General features: G+C 55.1%; 16 protein-coding genes. 2 read left to right on the top strand and 14 right to left on the bottom strand.

What is annotated here, in order from left to right; genetic code table 11:
- Positions 1 to 150: 150 nt before the first annotated feature.
- The 8 genes from H7F31_RS14420 to citZ form a co-directional block, all read right to left on the bottom strand.
- Positions 151 to 861 (bottom strand): Crp/Fnr family transcriptional regulator, encoded by a 711-nt coding sequence (locus H7F31_RS14420; protein WP_187104739.1) that lies wholly within the window; start codon positions 859 to 861, stop codon positions 151 to 153.
- Between the two features lie 131 nt (positions 862 to 992).
- Complete coding sequence (gene pflA, locus H7F31_RS14415; RefSeq protein WP_187104738.1) at positions 993 to 1,733, bottom strand: pyruvate formate-lyase-activating protein; 741 nt, start codon at positions 1,731 to 1,733, stop codon at positions 993 to 995.
- Positions 1,734 to 1,762: 29 nt separating this feature from the next.
- Positions 1,763 to 4,033 carry a formate C-acetyltransferase gene (gene pflB / locus H7F31_RS14410; RefSeq protein ID WP_187104737.1) on the bottom strand — a complete coding sequence of 757 codons (2,271 nt, stop codon included), beginning with the start codon at positions 4,031 to 4,033 and terminating at the stop codon, positions 1,763 to 1,765.
- 22 nt (positions 4,034 to 4,055) lie between these two features.
- Positions 4,056 to 4,706, bottom strand: a complete 651-nt coding sequence (locus H7F31_RS14405; protein ID WP_261800420.1) for a molybdenum cofactor guanylyltransferase — start codon at positions 4,704 to 4,706, stop codon at positions 4,056 to 4,058.
- Between the two features lie 134 nt (positions 4,707 to 4,840).
- On the bottom strand, positions 4,841 to 7,051 hold the full coding sequence (recQ, locus tag H7F31_RS14400) for a DNA helicase RecQ (RefSeq protein ID WP_187104736.1): 2,211 nt from the start codon (positions 7,049 to 7,051) through the stop codon (positions 4,841 to 4,843).
- Positions 7,052 to 7,174: 123 nt separating this feature from the next.
- A complete protein-coding gene (mdh, locus tag H7F31_RS14395; RefSeq protein WP_187104735.1) occupies positions 7,175 to 8,119 on the bottom strand; it encodes a malate dehydrogenase in 945 nt (314 codons plus the stop codon).
- A 77-nt stretch (positions 8,120 to 8,196) separates the two neighbouring features.
- Positions 8,197 to 9,492, bottom strand: a complete 1,296-nt coding sequence (gene icd / locus H7F31_RS14390) for an NADP-dependent isocitrate dehydrogenase (protein WP_108993678.1) — start codon at positions 9,490 to 9,492, stop codon at positions 8,197 to 8,199.
- A gap of 92 nt (positions 9,493 to 9,584) precedes the next feature.
- Positions 9,585 to 10,697, bottom strand: coding sequence for a citrate synthase (gene citZ / locus H7F31_RS14385; RefSeq protein ID WP_087566912.1), 1,113 nt, complete (start codon positions 10,695 to 10,697; stop codon positions 9,585 to 9,587).
- 322 nt (positions 10,698 to 11,019) lie between these two features.
- Here citZ and H7F31_RS14380 point away from each other — a divergent pair, with 322 nt between their 5' ends.
- Entirely contained in the window at positions 11,020 to 12,537 is a 1,518-nt protein-coding gene (locus tag H7F31_RS14380) for a Ppx/GppA phosphatase family protein (protein WP_187104734.1), read from the top strand.
- Positions 12,538 to 13,011: 474 nt separating this feature from the next.
- Here the strand turns inward: H7F31_RS14380 and H7F31_RS14375 are convergent, their stop codons facing one another.
- From H7F31_RS14375 to H7F31_RS14365, 3 genes are all read right to left on the bottom strand, one after another.
- Complete coding sequence (locus H7F31_RS14375) at positions 13,012 to 14,487, bottom strand: hypothetical protein (RefSeq protein ID WP_187104733.1); 1,476 nt, start codon at positions 14,485 to 14,487, stop codon at positions 13,012 to 13,014.
- 81 nt (positions 14,488 to 14,568) lie between these two features.
- A complete protein-coding gene (locus tag H7F31_RS14370; RefSeq protein WP_187104732.1) occupies positions 14,569 to 15,339 on the bottom strand; it encodes a DODA-type extradiol aromatic ring-opening family dioxygenase in 771 nt (256 codons plus the stop codon).
- Positions 15,336 to 16,007: an alpha/beta hydrolase gene (locus tag H7F31_RS14365; RefSeq protein ID WP_187104731.1), complete on the bottom strand. Its 672-nt coding sequence runs from the start codon at positions 16,005 to 16,007 to the stop codon at positions 15,336 to 15,338. Before H7F31_RS14365 ends, H7F31_RS14370 begins: the two co-directional genes overlap by 4 nt.
- A gap of 155 nt (positions 16,008 to 16,162) precedes the next feature.
- Here H7F31_RS14365 and H7F31_RS14360 point away from each other — a divergent pair, with 155 nt between their 5' ends.
- Entirely contained in the window at positions 16,163 to 16,714 is a 552-nt protein-coding gene (locus H7F31_RS14360) for a helix-turn-helix domain-containing protein (RefSeq protein ID WP_187104730.1), read from the top strand.
- Positions 16,715 to 16,812: 98 nt separating this feature from the next.
- Here the strand turns inward: H7F31_RS14360 and ppk1 are convergent, their stop codons facing one another.
- The 3 genes from ppk1 to H7F31_RS14345 all read right to left on the bottom strand — a co-directional run bounded on the left by ppk1 (position 16,813) and on the right by H7F31_RS14345 (position 19,909).
- Positions 16,813 to 18,882 (bottom strand): polyphosphate kinase 1, encoded by a 2,070-nt coding sequence (gene ppk1, locus H7F31_RS14355; RefSeq protein ID WP_187104729.1) that lies wholly within the window; start codon positions 18,880 to 18,882, stop codon positions 16,813 to 16,815.
- A 119-nt stretch (positions 18,883 to 19,001) separates the two neighbouring features.
- Positions 19,002 to 19,394: an FxsA family protein gene (locus tag H7F31_RS14350; RefSeq protein WP_108993682.1), complete on the bottom strand. Its 393-nt coding sequence runs from the start codon at positions 19,392 to 19,394 to the stop codon at positions 19,002 to 19,004.
- Positions 19,395 to 19,435: 41 nt separating this feature from the next.
- Positions 19,436 to 19,909, bottom strand: coding sequence for an acyl-CoA thioesterase (locus tag H7F31_RS14345; protein WP_187104728.1), 474 nt, complete (start codon positions 19,907 to 19,909; stop codon positions 19,436 to 19,438).
- Positions 19,910 to 19,994: the final 85 nt, after the last annotated feature.

The raw sequence follows: 19,994 nt of genomic DNA, 5'->3' as shown, positions 1-19,994 counted from the left end.
CTCCTCCTCTCAAGCCTCGCTTGTCTCCGCCTGTCCATGCGCCCGGCTCATCGTTAACGAGAAGTCCCCGCCGGCTGTCTGCGGGCGGGGACTTCTAGAGATTGGTCAAAGTCTTAATACCGGACTTTTGAACACGCACTCCTAACTACGTTACATACGGCATACTTCTTTCGGACAATTCTCGCAGCAGCATACTTCCTTTAAGTATTCAATCCGATTAACGGTATAGTGGCCGTCCTTGTACGTAATCACTTTTTCCTTTTTCAGATCGGCAAGCATCCGGTTGACGCTCTCGCGGGTTGCGCCGATCATGTCCGCCATCTCGGTATTGCTGAGCTTCAGATCGATCCGGATACCGTCTTCCTGCTCTTCTCCGTAAGAGTTGCATAGACGGATCAGCAGCGAACAGAGGGCTCCGGTCTTGCCGAACAACATGAGATCGCGGAATTTCGTTTGGGTCAACCGATGCATCAGCCCCATCCACTTCATGAATTCCAGGGCCAGGTCGCCATGCTGCCAGAGCAAAGTTTCCAAATCCTTGCGCTGGATGACGCCGACCTTGGCATCCTCCGTCACTTCCGCAGAGGTGCTGTGCGTGGAATCCTTAAAAGGCTCCATCTGACCGATGAGATCGCCGTTTTGATGCAGATAGAGGGTCAAGGAACGGCCTGCGTCAGACATCTTCGTCGATTTGATTCGACCTTCGAAAATGTAGAACAGCTTGTCGGCTGCGTCTCCCTCCCAGAATAGGCAACTGCCCTTCTCTACGCTCTTGATGTACATGATGCCCCGCAGTCTCTCGAAGCTCTCGTCCGTCAGTATCGCCCCGAATCCGCTCTGTCTTCCCGCAGTCACTGTCATGACGCCAATCCCTCCCGTACGTTTCTTCTATATTTATCATACGCTATGGACCGCAGCAGCCGCATCGGGGAACGCACTGATTAATCGGGAGGAATCTCCCTGAATGTTCGACGGATAGCGGAGGATCCCTGTCAGACGCGAGCCTTCCCGGCTGAGCGGGCGGACTCCTCTATGATGCGGCGCGCCCGCTTGACCTCTTCTTCATCGGGCGGCCGCACGCCTGCCAGCGGATAGTCTTTGCCAAGCCGCTCCCATTTGTACACGCCCATCTCGTGGTACGGCAACAGTTCGAGCCGTTCGACATTGCTTAGTTCGCCCATGAATTGTCCCAGCAGGCTCAAGTCCTCTTTATCGTCTGTATATCCGGGAATTAGGACGTGGCGGATCCAGACCGGCTTGCGGATTTCCGACAGCCAGCTTGCGAATTTCAGAATGCGATCATGGGGCTGCGAGGTTAACCGGACATGCTTATCCGGATGAAGCTGCTTCAGATCCAGCAGCACAAGATCCGTATAACTCATCAGCTCGCCTGCATGAGAAGGGTCGCAGAAGCCGGAGCTGTCCAGCGCCGTATGAAGTCCGTACCTCTCCTTGCATGCTTTGAACAGCTTGGCGACAAACGGCGCCTGCAGGGTAGGCTCGCCTCCCGTTACCGTAATGCCTCCTCCCGAACCCTGGTAGTATGGCAAGTACGGTTCAATCTCGCTAAGAATATCCTCTACCTCCACCTGCCTTCCTCCAGCCGTGTCCCAAGTATCGGGATTGTGACAGAAGCCGCAGCGCAAGGCGCAGCCCTGCATGAACAGGACAAAGCGAATACCCGGTCCGTCCACCGTTCCAAAAGTGTCTATCGAATGAATTCGTCCTGACATGAGTGCCACGCTCCTATCGCATGCAAAATCTAAATTTCTCCGTGGAATGTGCGCCCGATGACGTCAAGCTGTTGTTCCCTTGTCAGCTTAATGAAGTTGACCGCGTAACCCGAGACCCGGATCGTGAGTTGAGGATACGACTCCGGATGCTCCATCGCGTCCAGAAGCTGCTCGCGATTGAAAACGTTGATATTTAAGTGATGGCCGCCGCTAGCGGCATAACCGTCGAGCAGCGCGGACAGGTTGCGATGGCGAGCTTCTTCTTCTTTCCCGAGCGCCTTGGGAATAATCGAGAACGTATTCGATATGCCGTCCAGGCTGTGCTCGTAAGGCAGCTTGGCGACGGAAGCCAGCGAAGCGAGTGCGCCCTTGCGGTCCCTGCCGTGCATTGGATTCGCCCCTGGCGCGAACGGCTCTCCGGCTTTGCGGCCGTCGGGCGTCGTTCCCGTCTTTTTGCCGTAGACGACGTTCGACGTAATTGTCAGCACGCTCAGCGTCGGAATCGCGCCGCGATACGCCCTGTGACCGCGCAGTCGATTCATGAAACCTTCTACAAGCGAAACCGCTATGTCGTCTACGCGATCGTCGTTATTGCCGTATTGCGGATAGTCGCCGATAATCTCGAAGTCGACGGCAATGCCGCGCTCGTCTCTAATTGGCCGCACTTTTGCGTGTTTGATTGCGCTGAGCGAATCCGCCACAACGGACAATCCCGCGATGCCGCAAGCCATCGTCCGGACGATATCCCGGTCGTGCAACGCCATCTCGATGCGCTCGTAGCCATATTTGTCATGCATGTAGTGGATGACGTTCAGCGTATTCATGTACAGCTTGGACAGCCAATCCATTACGAGATCAAAGTTGGCCATCACTTCGCTGTAATCCAGCACCTCCGACGTGATCGGCGCCATGACTGGCCCCACTTGAATGCCGAGCTTCTCGTCCTTGCCCCCGTTGATCGCGTATAGCAGCGCCTTCGCCAGATTCGCGCGGGCGCCAAAAAATTGCATTTGCTTGCCGATACGCATGGCCGATACGCAACAAGCGATGCCATAATCGTCGCCGAATTGCGGACGCATCAGATCGTCGTTTTCGTATTGGATCGAGCTGGTCTCCGCCGAGACGCGCGCACAGTACGTTTTAAAGGCTTCGGGCAAGCTTTTGGACCATAAGACGGTCAAGTTCGGTTCGGGAGCCGGTCCCAGGTTGTACAAGGTGTGCAGAAAGCGGAACGAGTTCTTGGTTACCCGCGTACGGCCATCCAGCCCCATGCCGCCGATCGACTCCGTCACCCAAGTGGGATCGCCGCTAAACAGCTCGTTATAATCCGGCGTGCGAAGAAATTTCACTAGTCTCAGCTTCATGACGAAGTGATCGACCAGCTCCTGTGCGCCCGCTTCCGTTAGCGTGCCCTCTTGCAGATCGCGCTCGATATAAATATCGAGGAAACTCGATACGCGGCCCAGACTCATCGCCGCGCCGTTTTGCTCCTTGATGGCGGCAAGATAAGCGAAGTAAAGCCATTGCACGGCCTCGCCTGCATTGCGGGCCGGCTTCGAAATGTCGTACCCGTAAGCGGCCGCCATCTCTTTAAGCTCCGACAGCGCCCGAATCTGCTCCGACAGCTCTTCCCTGAGCCGTATGACATCCTCGCTCATCACATCCGGTTCAAGCGCCAGCTGATCGGCTTTTTTCGCCTCAATGAGCGCATCCACGCCATAAAGCGCGGCTCTCCGGTAATCGCCAATGATGCGTCCGCGGCCGTATGCGTCGGGCAGCCCCGTGACGATCCCCGCCTTCCTGGCAAGCCTCATCTCAGTCGTGTAAGCATCGAATACGCCTTGATTATGCGTCTTGCGAATGTCGCGGAATATGGCTTCGATCTCGGGATCCAGCTTATAGCCGTACGCCTCGCATGCGTCAATCGCCATCCGGATGCCGCAGAACGGCTGTATCGAACGTTTGAGCGGCGCGTCGGTTTGCAGGCCGACGATGGTCTCCTTCTCCTTGTCGATATAACCGGGACCATGCGAGGTAATCGTCGATATGGTATGAACATCAATGTCGTGCACGCCGCCGCGCTCGCGTTCTTCCTTAAGCAGGATGCTGATTCGATCCCACAAAGAAGTCGTACGGTCGGTCGATCCGGCCAGGAAGCGCTCGTCCCCTTCGTAGGACGTCAAATTTTTCTCGATAAAGGAGTTAACGTCGATTCCCTTCGCCCATTCGCCATACGCAAACCCCCGCCAAGCTTCGTTCACAGTAGTTCTGATCGCTCTATCCTTCTCCGTCGTTGCCATTTTATTCGCCTCCACTTCAGATTCACGCTTTCGCTATTCGAGCTTCGCTTTCCGCAACAAGCGCCCGATACTCTTCATCCGTCCTAACGGATCTTGCGAACTTGCCGTTTACGCCTTCGCTCTCGAATGAATAAGCTTCAACCTTGACGACGTCAACGGCCGCAAGCAGCTCGGAAAACTCCGTCCGCCCGCGATCCAGCAGCTTGCCGCTAATCTCGGACACGGATCTATCGTAGATCCCGTGCAACGGAATCGCCGCCCCTCTAATAAACGGAATTGCCGCCAGGCCTCCCCCCTGCATCATTCGCGAGTAGAGAAGCATAGCTGCCTGTGATGAGGGGAACGGCATATGACAGCCCAGCACCCACACTTCCTCATTTCCAGACAAGGCAATGCCTGCATGGAACCCGCTAAGCAACCCCTCGCCGCCGAAGTAATCGCTGATAATACGGACATCCCGGTCCACCGAACGGCGCAATAAATCCGGCTCGCCTGTCACGATCGTTATTTCGTCGCAGCAGGTTCTCATTTCACGAATTTGCCTCTCCAGCAGAGTCTCTCCCCCGATTGTGAGGAATGCGCGATTTTTTCCGTTCGTTCCGCGGTGTGCGCCGCCAGCCAGAATAACGCCGGATAACAATGAGATCACTCCTCCCGCTATTGCTTTGATCACCTCTATTTCACCATAAAAGAGCATATTGGCGCTGTGAAAAAAATCACGATTTTGAGCCGAGCAGCATTCAAAAATTACTCAGGCAAAAAACAAAAAGCCCGCTGGATACATCCAGCGGACTGAAAATCGACACATTATGAGTTAATTCCGTGCTTGCACAGCACGCCATGAATGGCAAAGTAGGAAACATCCGGCGGCAGCTCGTCCTTGATGGGACGCAGCTTTTCCGCCCCAACCTTCTCGATGGCCGCAAGAATGAGCGGCTCTTGCCCTGGAGGCACGATACGGTCCCAGTCTACCTCGTATCCTTCTCCCGCCGCGCGAATGATGTGTCCTTCCACAGTGACTTGACCCAGTCCCCGCTCCTTGGCGATGTCCCCCGTCGTTATACCTTCGTTGAACATCTCCAGCGAGAGCAGATGGCTCGGCTGTTCATCTCCGGAGGCAGTTCGCGTCACTTGGAATGAATTTCCTTGCTTACCTACGGATTCGGCTCCTCCGGCATGTCCGGTCAACCGATTCGCACCACCGGGCCCGACCGATCCGGCGTCCCCATGGGATATTTCGCCCCCGAACTCCGCAACGATTCGCGCGATGTCCTCGCCGTACTTGCTCACCTTGGCCGCGCCGATTCCCTTAATGGACATGAGCTCCTCCGCATGCCTCGGCCGTGCGCCTGCAATATCCTTTAACGTAGAGTCGAAAAAAATCATGAACGGAGGCACGCTCTCCCGGGCTGCCGCTTCTCTCCGCCATTGCTTCAACGCTTCGAACAACGGCGATGATTCCGCTGTCGTCATGCCGCCGCCGGATTGCCGCACCGAAGCTCGTACGCGCTGCGTGATCACTTGCTTGCCTTCCAGTACCGGCAAGGCGTTCGCCGTCAAAGATACCGTGGGATACTGCCCTTCGCTGAGCCGCATATACCCTTCCGCCACGAGCCAGTACAGCCAGTCCGCGATTTCCTTTTCGGGCAAGCGACTCATGAGACCGTAGGTGGAAAGCCTGTCCAGCCCGAACTCCAGCAGACGTTTGTCGCGGGAGCCCTTAAGCACCTTGGCGGCCATCGTCACGCCGAAGCGGCCTTTCATCCGGCCGACGCAGGACAGCGCCATCTTCGCTTCCTCCGTCCGGTCGACCGCTTCGCTCTTGTCGAGACAGCTGCTGCACTTGCCGCACGGCTGCACGTCCGATTCGCCGAAGTAATCGACGATGAACTGCTGCAGACAGCGCTGCGTCCGGCTGTAGTTCATCATCTGATGCAGCTTGGACAGCTGGATCGACTTGCGGTCCGTGTCGCCGGAGCCTTGCTCGATGAGAAATCTCTGGACCTGCATGTCGGCAGGCTCGAACAACAGGACACAGTCGCTTTCCTCGCCATCCCGGCCAGCCCTGCCCGCTTCCTGGTAATAAGACTCCAGATCGCCGGGCATTTGCCAGTGCAGTACGAAACGAACGTTGGGTTTGTCGATGCCCATGCCAAAAGCGTTTGTCGCAACCATTACACGGCTGCGATCGAAGCGGAACGACTCTTGCGCCTCCGCGCGCTCGGCATCGCCGAGGCCGCCATGATATTTGTCCGCAGCAATCCCGTTCTTCTGCAGCATGGCGCATACCTCTTCCGTCTCTTTGCGGGTCGCCGCGTAAATAATGCCGGATTCGCCCTCCCGATCTTTTATAAACTTCGCGAGGAACCGCTTCTTGTCGACGCCCGTCACAACGGAGAGCGACAGGTTCGGGCGAGCGAAACCCGTCACGTAACGGCGCGGTTCGTTCAGGCGGAGCATAGCTTCGATGTCCTCGGCCACCTCCGGCGTCGCTGTCGCGGTAAAGGCCGCTACAAGCGGACGATTCTGCATGCGGCCGATCCAGCCGGCCAGCTGCCGGTAGCTCGGCCGGAAGTCATGCCCCCACTGCGAGACGCAATGCGCCTCGTCAATGGCGATTAACGGGATTTGAAGCTGCTCCGACAACGACTGGAACATAGCGGAATCCAGACGCTCCGGCGCGACGTAGAGCAGCTTATAGTCGCCTTGCATCGCTCCTCGCAGCACCTCCCTGTATTCGGCTGCGCCTAGCGAGCTGTTCAAGAATGCCGCCGACACGCCGAGTCGCCGCAAACTGTCTACTTGATCCTTCATCAGCGAGATCAGCGGCGAGATGACGAGCGTCGTGCCGGGCAGCAGCAGGGCTGGCAGCTGGTAACAGATCGATTTGCCTCCGCCCGTCGGCAGAATGGCAAGCGTGTCATGCCCGTCCACGATTCCCGCGATAATGTCCTCTTGCCCTTTGCGGAAGCTGTCATAGCCATACACTTGCTTTAATAACGATAATGCTTGCTCCATTCCTCTCCCCCTCCTTCAATAGCTCCCGAAAAACAAAAGGACCCTGGCAGCATCTGTCAGGGTCCTCCTGTACCGGCCGCGTTATACGGCCGTCAACACATAATATGAATTGCCGGCCGGCTGCTAACCTGCCTCCACGACATTTATAACGTTCCGTACGGATTGCGCCGAACGGTCCAGCGCCGCCTTCTCTTCGTCCGTCAGCTCCAGCTCGATCACCTTCTCGATGCCGTCGCCGCCAAGCACCGCAGGCACGCCCATAAACAAGTTATTGTAGCCGTACTCGCCTTGCAGGTAAGCGATAACCGGGATAATCCGTTTCTTGTCCTTCAGCACCGCTTCCGTCATCTGCACGAGCGAAGCCGCCGGTGCGTAATACGCGCTTCCGTTGCCCAGCAAACCTACGATTTCGCCGCCGCCCACGCGTGCCCGTTGCACAATGGCTTCGATGCGGTCAGCCGGGATCAGCTTCTCGATCGGGATGCCTGCAACGTTGGAGTAGCGCACGAGCGGTACCATGTCGTCGCCATGGCCGCCCAGCACGAAGCCGCGCACGTCTTCTACGGATACGTTCAGCTCTTGCGCGATAAACGCGCAATAACGAGCCGTGTCGAGGACGCCGGATTGGCCGATAACTCTGTTTTTCGGGAAACCGAGGCTCTGGAAAGCCACGTACGTCATCGCGTCAACCGGGTTGCTCAATATAATGACGTAGGCGTTCGGGCTTGTTTCCTTTACGCTCTCGCAAACGGAACGGACGATGCCCGCATTCGTGTTTACAAGGTCGTCCCGGCTCATGCCGGGCTTTCGCGCGATGCCTGCCGTAATAATAACGACATCGGAATCTTTGGCGTCTTCGTAGCTCGCCGTGCCGACGATATTCGCGTCCACGCCAAGAACCGGAGTTGCCTCCAGCATATCGAGCGCCTTCCCTTTGGTCGGGTTCTCCAGCGGCGCGATATCAAGCAGTACGACGTCTCCAAGTTCCTTTTGCGCCAGCATGAGCGCCGTTGTTGCGCCTGTAAAGCCCGCTCCGACTACCGTAATCTTTTTGCGTTTGATTGCCATATGTGAAAACCCCTTCCGCACAAAAGACGCCGAAGCCCCCGGTCATAAGGCGACCGAGGGTATGCTGCGACTTTTGATTACATATTTTCGATGATTTGATCGGCGAACGCGGAGCATTTCACTTCCGTTGCGCCTTCCATCAGACGTGCAAAGTCGTAAGTAACCGTTTTGTTGTTGATGGATGTTTCCATGCCTTTGTAGATCAGGTCGGCAGCTTCCTGCCAGCCCAGATGCTCAAGCATCATAACGCCGGACAGAATGACGGAACCAGGGTTCACGACGTCTTTGTCCGCGTATTTCGGAGCCGTGCCGTGCGTAGCTTCGAAGATCGCATGGCCGGTCAGGTAGTTGATGTTCGCGCCCGGAGCGATGCCGATGCCGCCGACTTGAGCAGCCAAGGCGTCGGATAGGTAGTCGCCGTTAAGGTTCAATGTCGCGATAACGTCGAAGTCAGTCGGACGAGTCAGTACTTGCTGCAGCGCGATGTCCGCGATTGCGTCCTTCACGATGATTTTGCCGGCTGCTTCAGCATCGGCTTGTGCTTTGTTAGCCGCGTCAACGCCGTCAGCGTCCTTAATGCGGTCATATTGTCCCCAAGTGAAGGTCTGCTCGGCAAACTCTTGCTCGGCCACTTCGTAGCCCCAATTCTTGAACGCGCCCTCAGTGAACTTCATGATGTTGCCTTTGTGTACCAGCGTAACGGACTTGCGGCCGTGTTTGATCGCGTATTCGATCGCGGCGCGAGCCAGACGCTTCGAACCTTCAGCGGATACCGGCTTGATGCCGATGCCGGACGTTTCAGGGAAACGGATTTTGTTAACGCCCATTTCCTTCTGCAGGAACTCGATCACTTTCTTAACTTCCGCGGAACCTTCCGCGTACTCGATGCCCGCATAGATATCCTCCGTATTCTCACGGAAAATAACCATGTTAACCAGCTCCGGACGTTTTACCGGGGAAGGCACGCCGTCGAAGTAACGGACGGGACGAAGGCAAGTGTACAGATCCAGCTCTTGACGAAGCGCTACGTTAAGGGAACGAATGCCGCCGCCGATTGGCGTCGTCAATGGACCTTTGATGGCAACGATGTACTCGCGAATAGCCGTCAGCGTGTCGGCAGGAAGCCACTCGCCATATTCGTTGAACGCTTTTTCGCCGGCGAATACTTCATACCAAGCGATCTTTTTCTCGCCGTTGTAAGCTTTCTCTACAGCTGCGTCAAGAACGCGCTTGGATGCGCGCCAGATGTCGCGGCCCGTGCCGTCGCCTTCGATAAACGGGATGATCGGCTGGTTAGGAACTTGCAGTTTGCCGTTATCAATTGTAATTTGCTCGCCTTCTGTTGGAAGCGCGTATTTCTCGAACTGTGCCATGAATGAATTCCTCCTAAAATGGGTTGTATCTTATAATCTTGAACAGGAGAACAAGCTTCCGCTTGCTCTCGCTCTTCTCTGGCTGTTGCGAATTAGCGTTGCTCGATCGGGACGTACTTGGCGTTTACTGGACCGACATAGTCGGCACGCGGACGGATCAAACGATTGTCCTGGTACTGCTCCAGAATGTGCGCGCTCCAGCCGGACAGACGGCTGATGGCGAAGATCGGCGTAAACAGATCGCGCGGAATCTCGAGCGCCGTGTAGACGGATGCGGAGTAGAAGTCGACGTTTGGCTTCAGACCCTTTTGGCCCGTTACCAGTTCCTCGATCTTAACCGACATCTCGTAAAGCTCCATGTTGCCCCTCAGCTTGCCCAGCTCGCGGGACATCTTTTGCAGATGCTTCGCGCGCGGGTCGCCGTTTTTGTAGACGCGGTGACCGAAGCCCATGATTTTCTGTTTGTTCGCAAGCGCATTGTTTATGTAGCCCTCAACATTCGCGAACGAACCAATCTCCTCCAGCATGACCATAACGGCTTCGTTCGCGCCGCCGTGCAGCGGGCCTTTGAGAGCTCCGATAGCGGAAGTAATGCCGGAATAGATGTCGGAAAGGGTAGCAACCGTTACGCGAGCGGCGAACGTCGATGCGTTAAGCTCGTGGTCGGCATGAAGGACAAGCGCTTGATCCAGCGCTTTTACAGCCACGTCGGAAGGCTCGTTGCCCGACAGCATGTACAGGAAGTTATGGGCGATGGATACGCCTTTTTTGGGAGCGACTGGTTCTTTGCCTTCGCGAATGCGGGAGAATGCCGCTACGACCGCAGGCAATTGAGCTTGCAATTTAATCGCTTTCAGCTGATTGGCTTCGGGCGACATGTCGTTAGCAGCTTGATCGTACAAAGCTAGACTGGAGATAGCCGTGCGAAGAGCCGCCATGGAATTCGTATTCTTCGGATACAGCTTCATGCCCTCAAGCACTTCATTCGGTACAACCGCGTACTCGTCCAATTGCTTCTGAAGCGTTTCAATCTCGGAACGATTCGGGAGTTTGCCGTACCATAGCAGGTAAGCGACTTCTTCGAAAGAGGCGTTCTCTGCGAGATCGTCGATGTTTATGCCGCGGTAAGTCAGAACGCCATCAATGATCGAACTGATGGACGAAGCCGCAGCGACGATGCCCTCAAGACCTTTAGTTGCTGTCATCGTTCTCTCTCCTTTATACTCAAAAATATTAATCAAATGATTAATGGGATTCCATTTTTGCTCATCGTAATCAATCATAAATGATTTTTGGGATGAAGCCAACAAAATGGGACATAAAAATGCTTTATCGGCATCATTCATAAAATAAATCGGCAAGCCGGACAACATCTTGGCTAAGGAAGGCATCCCCAGCCTCGACAAGTAATTATTCCACGGCCGCATATGGATTATACTTCGAATTGCCGCCCATTGTGTGATAAAATGTCCAGAAGACTTAAAGCATACCACAATAACATGCCGGAATGAAACGGAGGATTCGCCTTTGATAGGACAATGTATCGGCATTATCGACATTGGCTCGGGCTCCGTGCGTCTTGTCGTGTACGAGAGAACGGATAACGGCGGGCATCGCGTCGTCGACGGCAGCAAGCGCTCCACGCGATTAAGCGGGAGAATGGATGAGAGCGGGGCTTTGCCCCTTGGCGATATCGCCGAACTTATAGACACGCTTCAGCACTTTAAGCTGATCTGTTCCCACCACGGAATTACCCAAATACGCACGGTCGCTACGGCGGCCATCCGCAACGCCGCGAACCGGGATCAAATACTGGATGAGATCCACCGCGAGACCGGCCTGTTCATCGAGCTGCTGTCCGGGGAGGACGAAGCCGCATACGGCTTCCTCGGCATGATCAACTCCCTGCAAGCCGACAATGGATATCTCATCGACATAGGCGGCGGCAGTACGGAGATATCGCTTTTTATGGATCGCGAGCTGGTACACTCCGTCTCCTTTCCGTTCGGATGCGTCAGCTTGAACAAAAAATTCGATTCCAAGGACGGTTTGACGGACGACGCGCTGAAATCGATCGAGAGCATCGTGATGGCAGCCGTGAAGGAGAATCTCTGGATCGGCGAACTTCCCGGACTGCCGCTCGTGGGAGTCGGGGGCACGGTGCGCGCCCTCGGCAAGGTGCATCAGGCGGCTGTCGATTATCCGTTCCGCCAGACGCACAACTACATCATCGAGAAGAACGGCGTCGACGAGTTGTATCATGCCATGCGAGCCATGCCGCTGGATCGCCGGCGCAAGCTGCCCGGGCTGTCCAAGGATCGTGCCGACGTCATCATACCCGGCGTCGCGATTCTTAGAGCCGTTTTCCGCGCTGCGCGTGCGAAACATTACCGCATATGCGGTGCCGGGCTTCGAGACGGCTTGTTCCACTCGACGCGATTTCCTGATCAGCCCAAGCTCGCCGATCCGCTTGCGTTCAGCTTAAAAAACATCAGTTCTCTGCACACCGAAGCGCCCACTCAGCATGTCATGCAAGTGAACCGGCTCGCGCTGAATCTGCTGGAAACGCTGGAAGCGACGGTCGAGCTGCCCCCTGAGGCGCGAACCATTCTGCATGTCGCGTCGCTGCTTCATCGAATAGGGGCATCGATCGATTATTATGATTACGCCCCCCATTCCTTCTATCTCATCGTGCATTCCCAGTTGAACGGATTGACGCACCGCGAGATCGTAATGACAGCCGCCATCGCTTCATTCCGAGGCAAAGGCAAGGCCAGGACGCAGACGGCTCCATACCGCGTACTCGTCTCCGAAGCCGATCTGGATCTGGTAGGCAAGCTAGGCTTGCTGTTGCAGCTGGCCGCTGCCCTGGATCGCAGCGAGACGCAGAGAATCGGCGACCTGCTGATTACGATAGACGGCACACGTCTCCTGTTGGCTCCGCTTGCTCCCCTCGGCTCGCTTGCCGTCGAGCGGCGCGAGGTGGGAGAAGTTGCCTCCGAATTCAGGAAACATTGGTTACTGGAGCCGGTTCTGGAGGGGTAGCATCCTCGATTTCTACAGCAACGCGCGTCATGCAAACACGGAAGGGGCCGTCCCGCTCGGGACAGCCCCTTCCGTGTTTCCGTCGTTCCTTCTTTCCTTCTTTCCCGTCTTTCGTTCTTTCCGTCTTTGCCGGTGCTTCCCCCCGCGCTCGCGCTCATTGTGTATGATTTTTCATACACGCGTGCCTCAAACCCACTTGTTTGCGCTCATTGTGTATGATTTTTCATACACGCAAGCCCCAAACCCACCAGTTCGCGCGCATTGTGTATGATTTTTCATACACATGAGCCTCGAATCTACTGTTCCGGCGCCATTGTGTATGATTTTTCATACTCATGTGCCTCGAATCTACTGTTCCGGTGCCATTGTGTATGAATTTTCATACATACGAGCCCAAAACCCACCAGTTCGCGCGCATTGTGTACGATTTTTCATACACGCTGGCCCCAAATCCACCTGTTCGCGCCCTGCCTATCACCCCGGGACCAGCCATCCCACCATCGCCAAATACAGCAGCATTAGGAGCGCCATCCAGCTTGCGAACCTGTAGTTGTCGGAGGCCATCTGGAACGGCGTCCGCCCCGTCAGGCCGGCCAGCAGATTGTTGACCGCCGTAGCCGGCGAGATCGGATTGGACAAGCCCCAGCTGCCAAGCAAAAGCACCGCGAAATAAACGCCGCTAATGCCTACGCTCTCCGGCACGATGCCGCCAGCCAGAATCGTCACGGGCACGATGGGATGCAGCCCGATCAGGGAAGTGCCCGCGATAAGCAGCACGGTGAACGCCGAGAACGTAAGCGAGACAGGGAGCGGAATATGTCCGAGCCATGCGGGCAGCTCAGCGCCGAATCTCGTCGCCCCGATCGCGCCGCTAAAAAATCCCGCGGCCAAAAACAGCGTAATCTCCTTCTGCAGCGCGGGAAAGGTAACGCTGAGATGATGCTTCAGTCCATCAGCGTATACGCCGGCCGAACGCCTGAACACGCACCATAGCAATGGCAGTACAACGGCGGAAAAACAAATAAGCATCACCATGGGAAGCGGAACCATCCGCTCCAGGAGCAAAATCACCGCCATGGTAAGCGCCAAATAAAGCACGAGCCCCTTCGGGAACGCCGCCAGTCTCCTTTCATCCTTCAGTTTCCTGCCATTCTGCCCGCCTGACGGAACTTCATCAGCCTTGCTATCCGCCAACTCGCCTAGGGGAGCCTCCTCTAACTTATTTATTCCCGACTCCTCCGCCGCCGCCTCCATCGAAGCGCTCCCCGTCAGTCCCTTCAATTCCCGCCGATTCGCCAGCATGCTCACTAACAGACTTAGCACCGCGAGTCCCAGCGCGTACGGCAATATCGACGACCATGACAACCCCAGCATCGTCGTAATAATCGTCATGGCCGCGAAATACGGCGACCAAAAGATCGCCCCCGCGAAGCCGCGGTTCAGCGCTCCGGCAAGCAGCCGGGACAGAACCGGCTGCGGCCTGACGAACACCATCCCGTAAACGACGGGAATGGCGCCGACGTTGAGGAAGACGCCGAGCACCTGAGTCAACAGCTGCGTGCCCGTCAACAAGGCCGTTCGGCTTCTCGCGCTAGCGTCGATCAATCGTTTCAACCCCGCCACGTATTCCGGCAGCCGCACGGGTATGCCGAACAACGGAGCAAACAGGAACAACGTCACGATCGTGACGTTGATGCCCGCGGCTTGGAACCATTCCGCGGCGTCCGCGCCTCGAACGAACATCAGAATAGCGCCTATGAATAAAAAAGATAACGACAGCCACAAAGTCATGCCTTTCAACTTCGGCAACAGCAGCCCGATCGCTGCAAAAACAAGAACGCCAAGCAGCGCCTGAAGCCCCTTGAGCCCCGTTAATTGCTGTACCATATAAACAGCGGCAATGGAGAGGACCACGATCCTCTCCATTGCGGTTTTCGTAGCTTGCGACATGGACGCCTTTCCCTTCCACTCTTATAGTGGTTGTTCAAAAAGTGCTAAAAACCGCACGTTTTGAACACGCACTAATAGTTGTTAATTAAATTGCCAACAGCTCAGGCTCAGATTGCCGTATTGATAGCTGCGGTGAAGCAGCTTCGCTCGACGAGTCGCGTCTCCGGCCCCCATAGCAAGCAGGAGCGGGATAAAATGCTCGCTCGTCGGAACGGCATCCTTGGCATGGGGTGCAAGCTCCATGTACCGGAACAGCGCTTCCGTGTCCCATGCCTCGAGCTTCTCTTGCAGCCAATTGTCGAACTGCTCGGCCCAAGGCTCCGCGCCTTCCGCCCGCCAATTCAACCTTCTCAGATTGTGCACCGTGCCTCCGCTGCCAATGATAAGAATATCCCTTTCCCTGAGCGATGACAACGCTTGACCGATTCCATACTGCTCCGCTTCCGTAAGATGGCGGTTGACGGACAGCGCGACGACGGGAATATCAGCCTCCGGGAATAACATCTTCAGCACTGCCCAGGCTCCGTGGTCGAGGCCCCGCTTGTCGTTGGACACGCTTTTGATGCCCTTCTCCGCGAACAAGCGCAGGACTTCGTCGCCAAGCTCGCGGTCGCCTTGGGCTGGATACGTCATGCTGTAGAGCTCCTCTTGAAAACCCCCGAAGTCGTAAATTGTCTCGAAGGTATCCGCAACGCCGACGCTCTGAACCGACTCCTCCCAATGGGCCGAGAACAAGACGATGCCCTTCGGTCGGGCATGACCGCGCGCGAAACCTCGCAGAAGCTCCGTATATGCATTGTTTTCCAATACGATGGAAGGGGCGCCATGCGCAAAAAAGTAACTCGGCATCATCGTGCTTCGCCCTCCTCCCCGAGATCCAGACCGGCATCCCGTCTTATCCAATTCAACACGTCCCTCGCATTCTCCTCCGTGACGCCGTGGTCGGCGGGATAGACCTTAAACGTGAGCAGCGGCGCACGCTCTTCGAGATAAGCCTTCGTCTCATGGCCGATCCGGATCGGGAAGACGGAATCGAACTCTCCGTGCGAGGCGAATACGGACACCTTCTCCAGATTCCGCAACGGATATTCTTCCTTCACAAAGCCGGGTACGTACCCGTTTAAGGCCACGATCCCCTTGAGCTCGTCTCCCATCGTCAGTGCCAGCGTCATCGCCAGTATGGCGCCTTGGCTGAACCCGAGTACATAACGTTTCTCGGGATCGATGGAATATTGTTCGGTGGCGTCATCGATAAACGCCCGAAGCGCCTTAACCGAATCGTCGAACACGCTCCGTACCGGGTTGCCCAAACTCACCAGCTCGTAATATTGATACCCGGCCCCCAGCGGCAGATTGCCGCGTATGCCGATAATGATGGCTTGCTCGGATAAGGGGGACACCAGCCCGAACATGTTTTTTTCGTTGGAGCCTTTGCCGTGAAGCGTGAATACGACCGGATATTTCCTGCCTTGCTCCATATTGGCCGGGAGATGTATATCGTAATGATACAACGAATTCATAGGAAGCTCTCCTTTTTTCTGAAATATTATAAATACAAATAAATATTATGTATAAGTAATTTAACTTGAGGAAGGCTAGAAAGTCAACCTCTTTTTTGTTAGTATGTATTTAAAGTTGGTATTACTAATATTATTCTGAAAGAAGGTAGCTTCTCATGGATATCGGATCAGCGATCAGATCCATTCGCAAACGCAAAAACATGACGATCGCCCAAATATGCGAAGAAACCGGCCTGTCGCAAGGGTTCATGAGCCAGGTCGAAACCAATAAAACGTCTCCGTCCATTTCTACGCTCGAAAATATCGCCACGGCCTTGAAAGTGCCATTGGCTTATTTGCTGCTCAAAAAAGAAGATCGCATGGGCCAGGTTCGCGCTCGCGAGCGCAGAACGACGACGAGCGGCACCGACCGCTTGAAGGTCGAGCATCTAAGCAGCACCAAAAACATGAGGATGATGCTGGTCGAATTTCCCCCGGGCGCCTCTACAGGCGAAACGCCGCATGCGCATGAAGGCGAGGAGGTGCATCTGGTCATTCGGGGCAAGATTTTCGCCCAGCAAGGAGAAGACGCCGAGGAGTTCGCGGAAGGCGATTCATTCAGTTGGAATGCATGTACCCCGCATTGGGTCAAGAACATCGGGGAAGATACGGCCATCGTGCTGATTTCCATCTATACGGAAGGGGAGCAAAGCCAGGATTTGCTGTAAATGTCCCAGAACGATCGCCTTCAACGCCAAAAAGCCTACTCCATGTAACGGAATAGGCTTAAAGATTATGAAAGGATGAATCGGGATGGGAATGCGGCTCAACCGTGACCCTTCCACATCGAAATCCGTTTCGCCTCGAACTGGCTGCGGAAAGGCTTTGCGTCCGGGTTGCCGGCGAGAGATTCATATAGACCGTTCTGCTTTAATTCCCTCGCCTTGACGTTATCCTCCAGATTCATCTTCAGCATCTTGATCATAATGGCGCGCAGCTCGGGCTGGTACACCGGACACATCAGCTCGATTCGCTTCGTCAGATTGCGGGTCATCCAGTCCGCGCTGGACAAATAAACTTCTTCCGAACCCCCGTTATGGAAATACATAACTCTGGAGTGTTCCAGGAATCGGTCGACAATACTGATCACTTTAATATTTTCGCTTCTTCCCGGGACGCCTGGCCGCAAGCAGCATACGCCGCGAATGATCAGCTCGATCTTGACTCCCGCTTGAGACGCCTCGTACAGCTTGTCGATGACCTCCTGATTGGACAGAGAGTTCATTTTCGCAATAATGTGAGCACGTTTCCCGGCCAGCGCATTCGCCTTTTCCCGGTCGATGAGGCGATATAACTTCTCTTTAAGATCGGATGGCGCAACACCAAATGCCTTCCACTCGTATGGCGAAGAATAACCCGTCACTTCGTTAAATAGCGCCGACGCGTCGCCGCCGATAACAGGATGGGAGGAAAACAGTCCGATATCCGTATACAGCGTAGCCGTGCTGTCATTATAGTTTCCTGTGCCTACATGGACGTAACGACGCAGCGTGCCTTGTTCTCTGCGGACTACGAGCAGGATTTTGGCATGCGTCTTGAGTCCGACGAGTCCGTAGACCACATGGCAGCCCGCCTTCTCCAGTTGCCGCGCCCACGCGATGTTGCGTTCTTCGTCGAAGCGCGCCTTCAACTCCACGACGACGGTCACTTGTTTGCCGGATTCCGCCGCTTTCGCAAGCGCCTGAACAAGTGCGGATTGACCGCTCACCCGGTACAGCGTCATCTTGATCGCAAGCACGTTGGGATCATACGCCGCTTGCTCGACGAAGTCATTGACGGCTTCGAACGACTCGTAGGGATGGTACATCAGCACGTCGCGCTGGCGGATAACCTCAAACATATCGTCCGTGTCGTCGAATTCCCTTGGATATACGGGCTCCAGTTTCTCATAGCGCAGATTGTCGTAACCCGGCAAGCTGCCTGCGAATCGCATAAGGAAGCTTAGATCAAGCGGTCCGTCTATCTCGAACAAATTATCTTCGATCTCTAATTCGTCACGAAGCATCTCCAAGGCATAGGGATCCATCCCCTTCACGACTTCCAAGCGAACCGGAATGCCCCAGCGGCGTCTCCGAAGCTCCTTCTCGATCTCCTCGAGGAGATCCTCCGCTCCTTCTTCGTTAAGCGTCAGATCGGCATTGCGCGTAATGCGGAATGGATTAACGGAATAGGGCGTATAACCGTTGAACAGCGTATTGATGAACCGCTCGATCAGTTCCTCCAGCAGCACGAACTCCAGCTTCTTGCTGTTAATCCTGCCTGGTACGGGAACGAATCGCGTCAGGATGGACGGAACCTGTACGATGGCGAATAACGGCTCTTCCTCTGGCGCCGCACCGTCGCGCTGCAGCAGCACGGCCAAATACAGCTCTTTGGAATGAACAAGCGGGAATGGCCGGCTCTGATCCACCGCCATTGGCGTCAAAACAGGGAATACAATTTCGTGGAAATAGTCGGATACCGCTTTTGTCTGGGCGATGTTCAGCTCATCGATACTTCTTATGCAGATGCCTTCCTTCCCTAGTGAACGGAAGATCTCGCGGTACGTTTTGTATTGCTCGAAGACCATTGCGGTTGTACGTTTAATTAGCCGTTTCCATAGTCCAGCCGGCGTATAACCCGTGAAGTCCATCTTCGTCAAGCCGGCTCTCATCTGATCCTGAATGCCCGCCACACGGACGCTCATGAATTCGTCCAAATTGCTGGATACGATGGATAGGAACTTCGCTCTCTCCAAGAGCGGATTGCGCAAATCCTGCGCTTCCTCCAGCACCCTGCGGTTAAATTCAATCCAGCTCAAATCCCGGTTGACATAATGCGATACCTGCTTGGTCATCTTCTTCCTCCTACAGGATTCATGCTAATGACGATCTTATCCATTGTGGCGGACGACTATTATTGGCAGATTAACGTTTTGTAAAATATCCGTTAACTCCATGGATTTCTCCAATCCCGCTAAAATCTTCGGATCGTGAACTGACCGTTCCTCATCCGTTTCTCCAACCACTGCAAAATGATTCGGCGGAAGATGGGTCGCGTAACGGGCAGCAGCAGGACGATACCGAACAGATCGGAGATAAATCCGGGCAGAAGCAGCAGCAAGCCGCCAAGCAGCACGCAAATGCCGTCAATCAACGAACGTCCGGGCATAATGCCGCTCTCTAACTGACGCTGAGCATCGAGCCACACTTTGCGGCCCTCCAGCTTCGCGAAATACGCTCCGGCAATCCCCATGCCTACAAGGACAAGGAACGTCGTCCACCCGCCAAGCCATTCGCCAATCTGAAGAATCCCCCAAAGCTCAATGATAGGTACAAGCAAGAGGAGCGCTAACAGCCATTTATACATCCTATTCCACCCCTTCGCCAAAAATTGATTCCATCCGCCTATTATTTGCCTGAATGTGCAAGTAACTTATACAGCTCCGGCATGATTCTGTTCATGCGCACGGGCTGCCAGTCTGAACCAACCCATACATGTTTGGTTCCGCCTTCCGCAAGCAGCTCGCCAGGCAATGCTTCGCCCTGAGGTATCGTCATGACACGCCACTGCTCATCCGACTCCACTCGCCTAACTTGCGACGCAAAAGTCACTCGAAGCGCAGTACTCTCCTCAACCCGGGTGCATACTAACACGCGGTCGTCATAGCGGGCAGGCGCGACATATTTGCATTGCAGATCAACAACAGGCAATAACAGACCTTTGCTTTCGATCGTTTTATAATCGTAGCCTGCACTTCGTATCCATTCAGTACGTCCGATCTCGAACCAGGTTACATAATTGCCATGGAATACGACGCTCATCTGATCCGTCTCTTGGTAACGAACGCGAAGCGGGTGCAGATGCCAAGCTTGTTCCGACATCAAGCCTTGCTCCTTTCATCGGTATAATTCCTTAGAATTGGAGAAAGAAGCGACGGTGAGTTCACCATCGCTTCTTCATTACTTC

The organism is Paenibacillus sp. PAMC21692, from assembly GCF_014303795.1.
GTDB lineage: Bacteria > Bacillota > Bacilli > Paenibacillales > Paenibacillaceae > Pristimantibacillus > Pristimantibacillus agaridevorans.
The sequence above is the reverse complement of the archived record's forward strand: the minus strand, read 5'-3'. Positions and strand labels throughout refer to the sequence as shown.

Excerpts from the sequence above, each read along its gene's own strand:
- H7F31_RS14365 (WP_187104731.1), bottom strand. The coding sequence starts at position 16,007 with ATGAATTCGTTGTATCATTACGATATACATCTCCCGGCCAATATGGAG.
- H7F31_RS14420 (WP_187104739.1), bottom strand. The coding sequence starts at position 861 with ATGACAGTGACTGCGGGAAGACAGAGCGGATTCGGGGCGATACTGACG.
- mdh (WP_187104735.1), bottom strand. The coding sequence starts at position 8,119 with ATGGCAATCAAACGCAAAAAGATTACGGTAGTCGGAGCGGGCTTTACA.
- pflB (WP_187104737.1), bottom strand. The coding sequence starts at position 4,033 with ATGGCAACGACGGAGAAGGATAGAGCGATCAGAACTACTGTGAACGAA.
- H7F31_RS14375 (WP_187104733.1), bottom strand. The coding sequence starts at position 14,487 with ATGTCGCAAGCTACGAAAACCGCAATGGAGAGGATCGTGGTCCTCTCC.
- H7F31_RS14345 (WP_187104728.1), bottom strand. The coding sequence starts at position 19,909 with ATGTCGGAACAAGCTTGGCATCTGCACCCGCTTCGCGTTCGTTACCAA.
- H7F31_RS14350 (WP_108993682.1), bottom strand. The coding sequence starts at position 19,394 with ATGTATAAATGGCTGTTAGCGCTCCTCTTGCTTGTACCTATCATTGAG.
- ppk1 (WP_187104729.1), bottom strand. The coding sequence starts at position 18,882 with ATGACCAAGCAGGTATCGCATTATGTCAACCGGGATTTGAGCTGGATT.
- pflA (WP_187104738.1), bottom strand. The coding sequence starts at position 1,733 with ATGTCAGGACGAATTCATTCGATAGACACTTTTGGAACGGTGGACGGA.
- H7F31_RS14370 (WP_187104732.1), bottom strand. The coding sequence starts at position 15,339 with ATGATGCCGAGTTACTTTTTTGCGCATGGCGCCCCTTCCATCGTATTG.
- icd (WP_108993678.1), bottom strand. The coding sequence starts at position 9,492 with ATGGCACAGTTCGAGAAATACGCGCTTCCAACAGAAGGCGAGCAAATT.
- recQ (WP_187104736.1), bottom strand. The coding sequence starts at position 7,051 with ATGGAGCAAGCATTATCGTTATTAAAGCAAGTGTATGGCTATGACAGC.
- H7F31_RS14360 (WP_187104730.1), top strand. The coding sequence starts at position 16,163 with ATGGATATCGGATCAGCGATCAGATCCATTCGCAAACGCAAAAACATG.
- citZ (WP_087566912.1), bottom strand. The coding sequence starts at position 10,697 with ATGACAGCAACTAAAGGTCTTGAGGGCATCGTCGCTGCGGCTTCGTCC.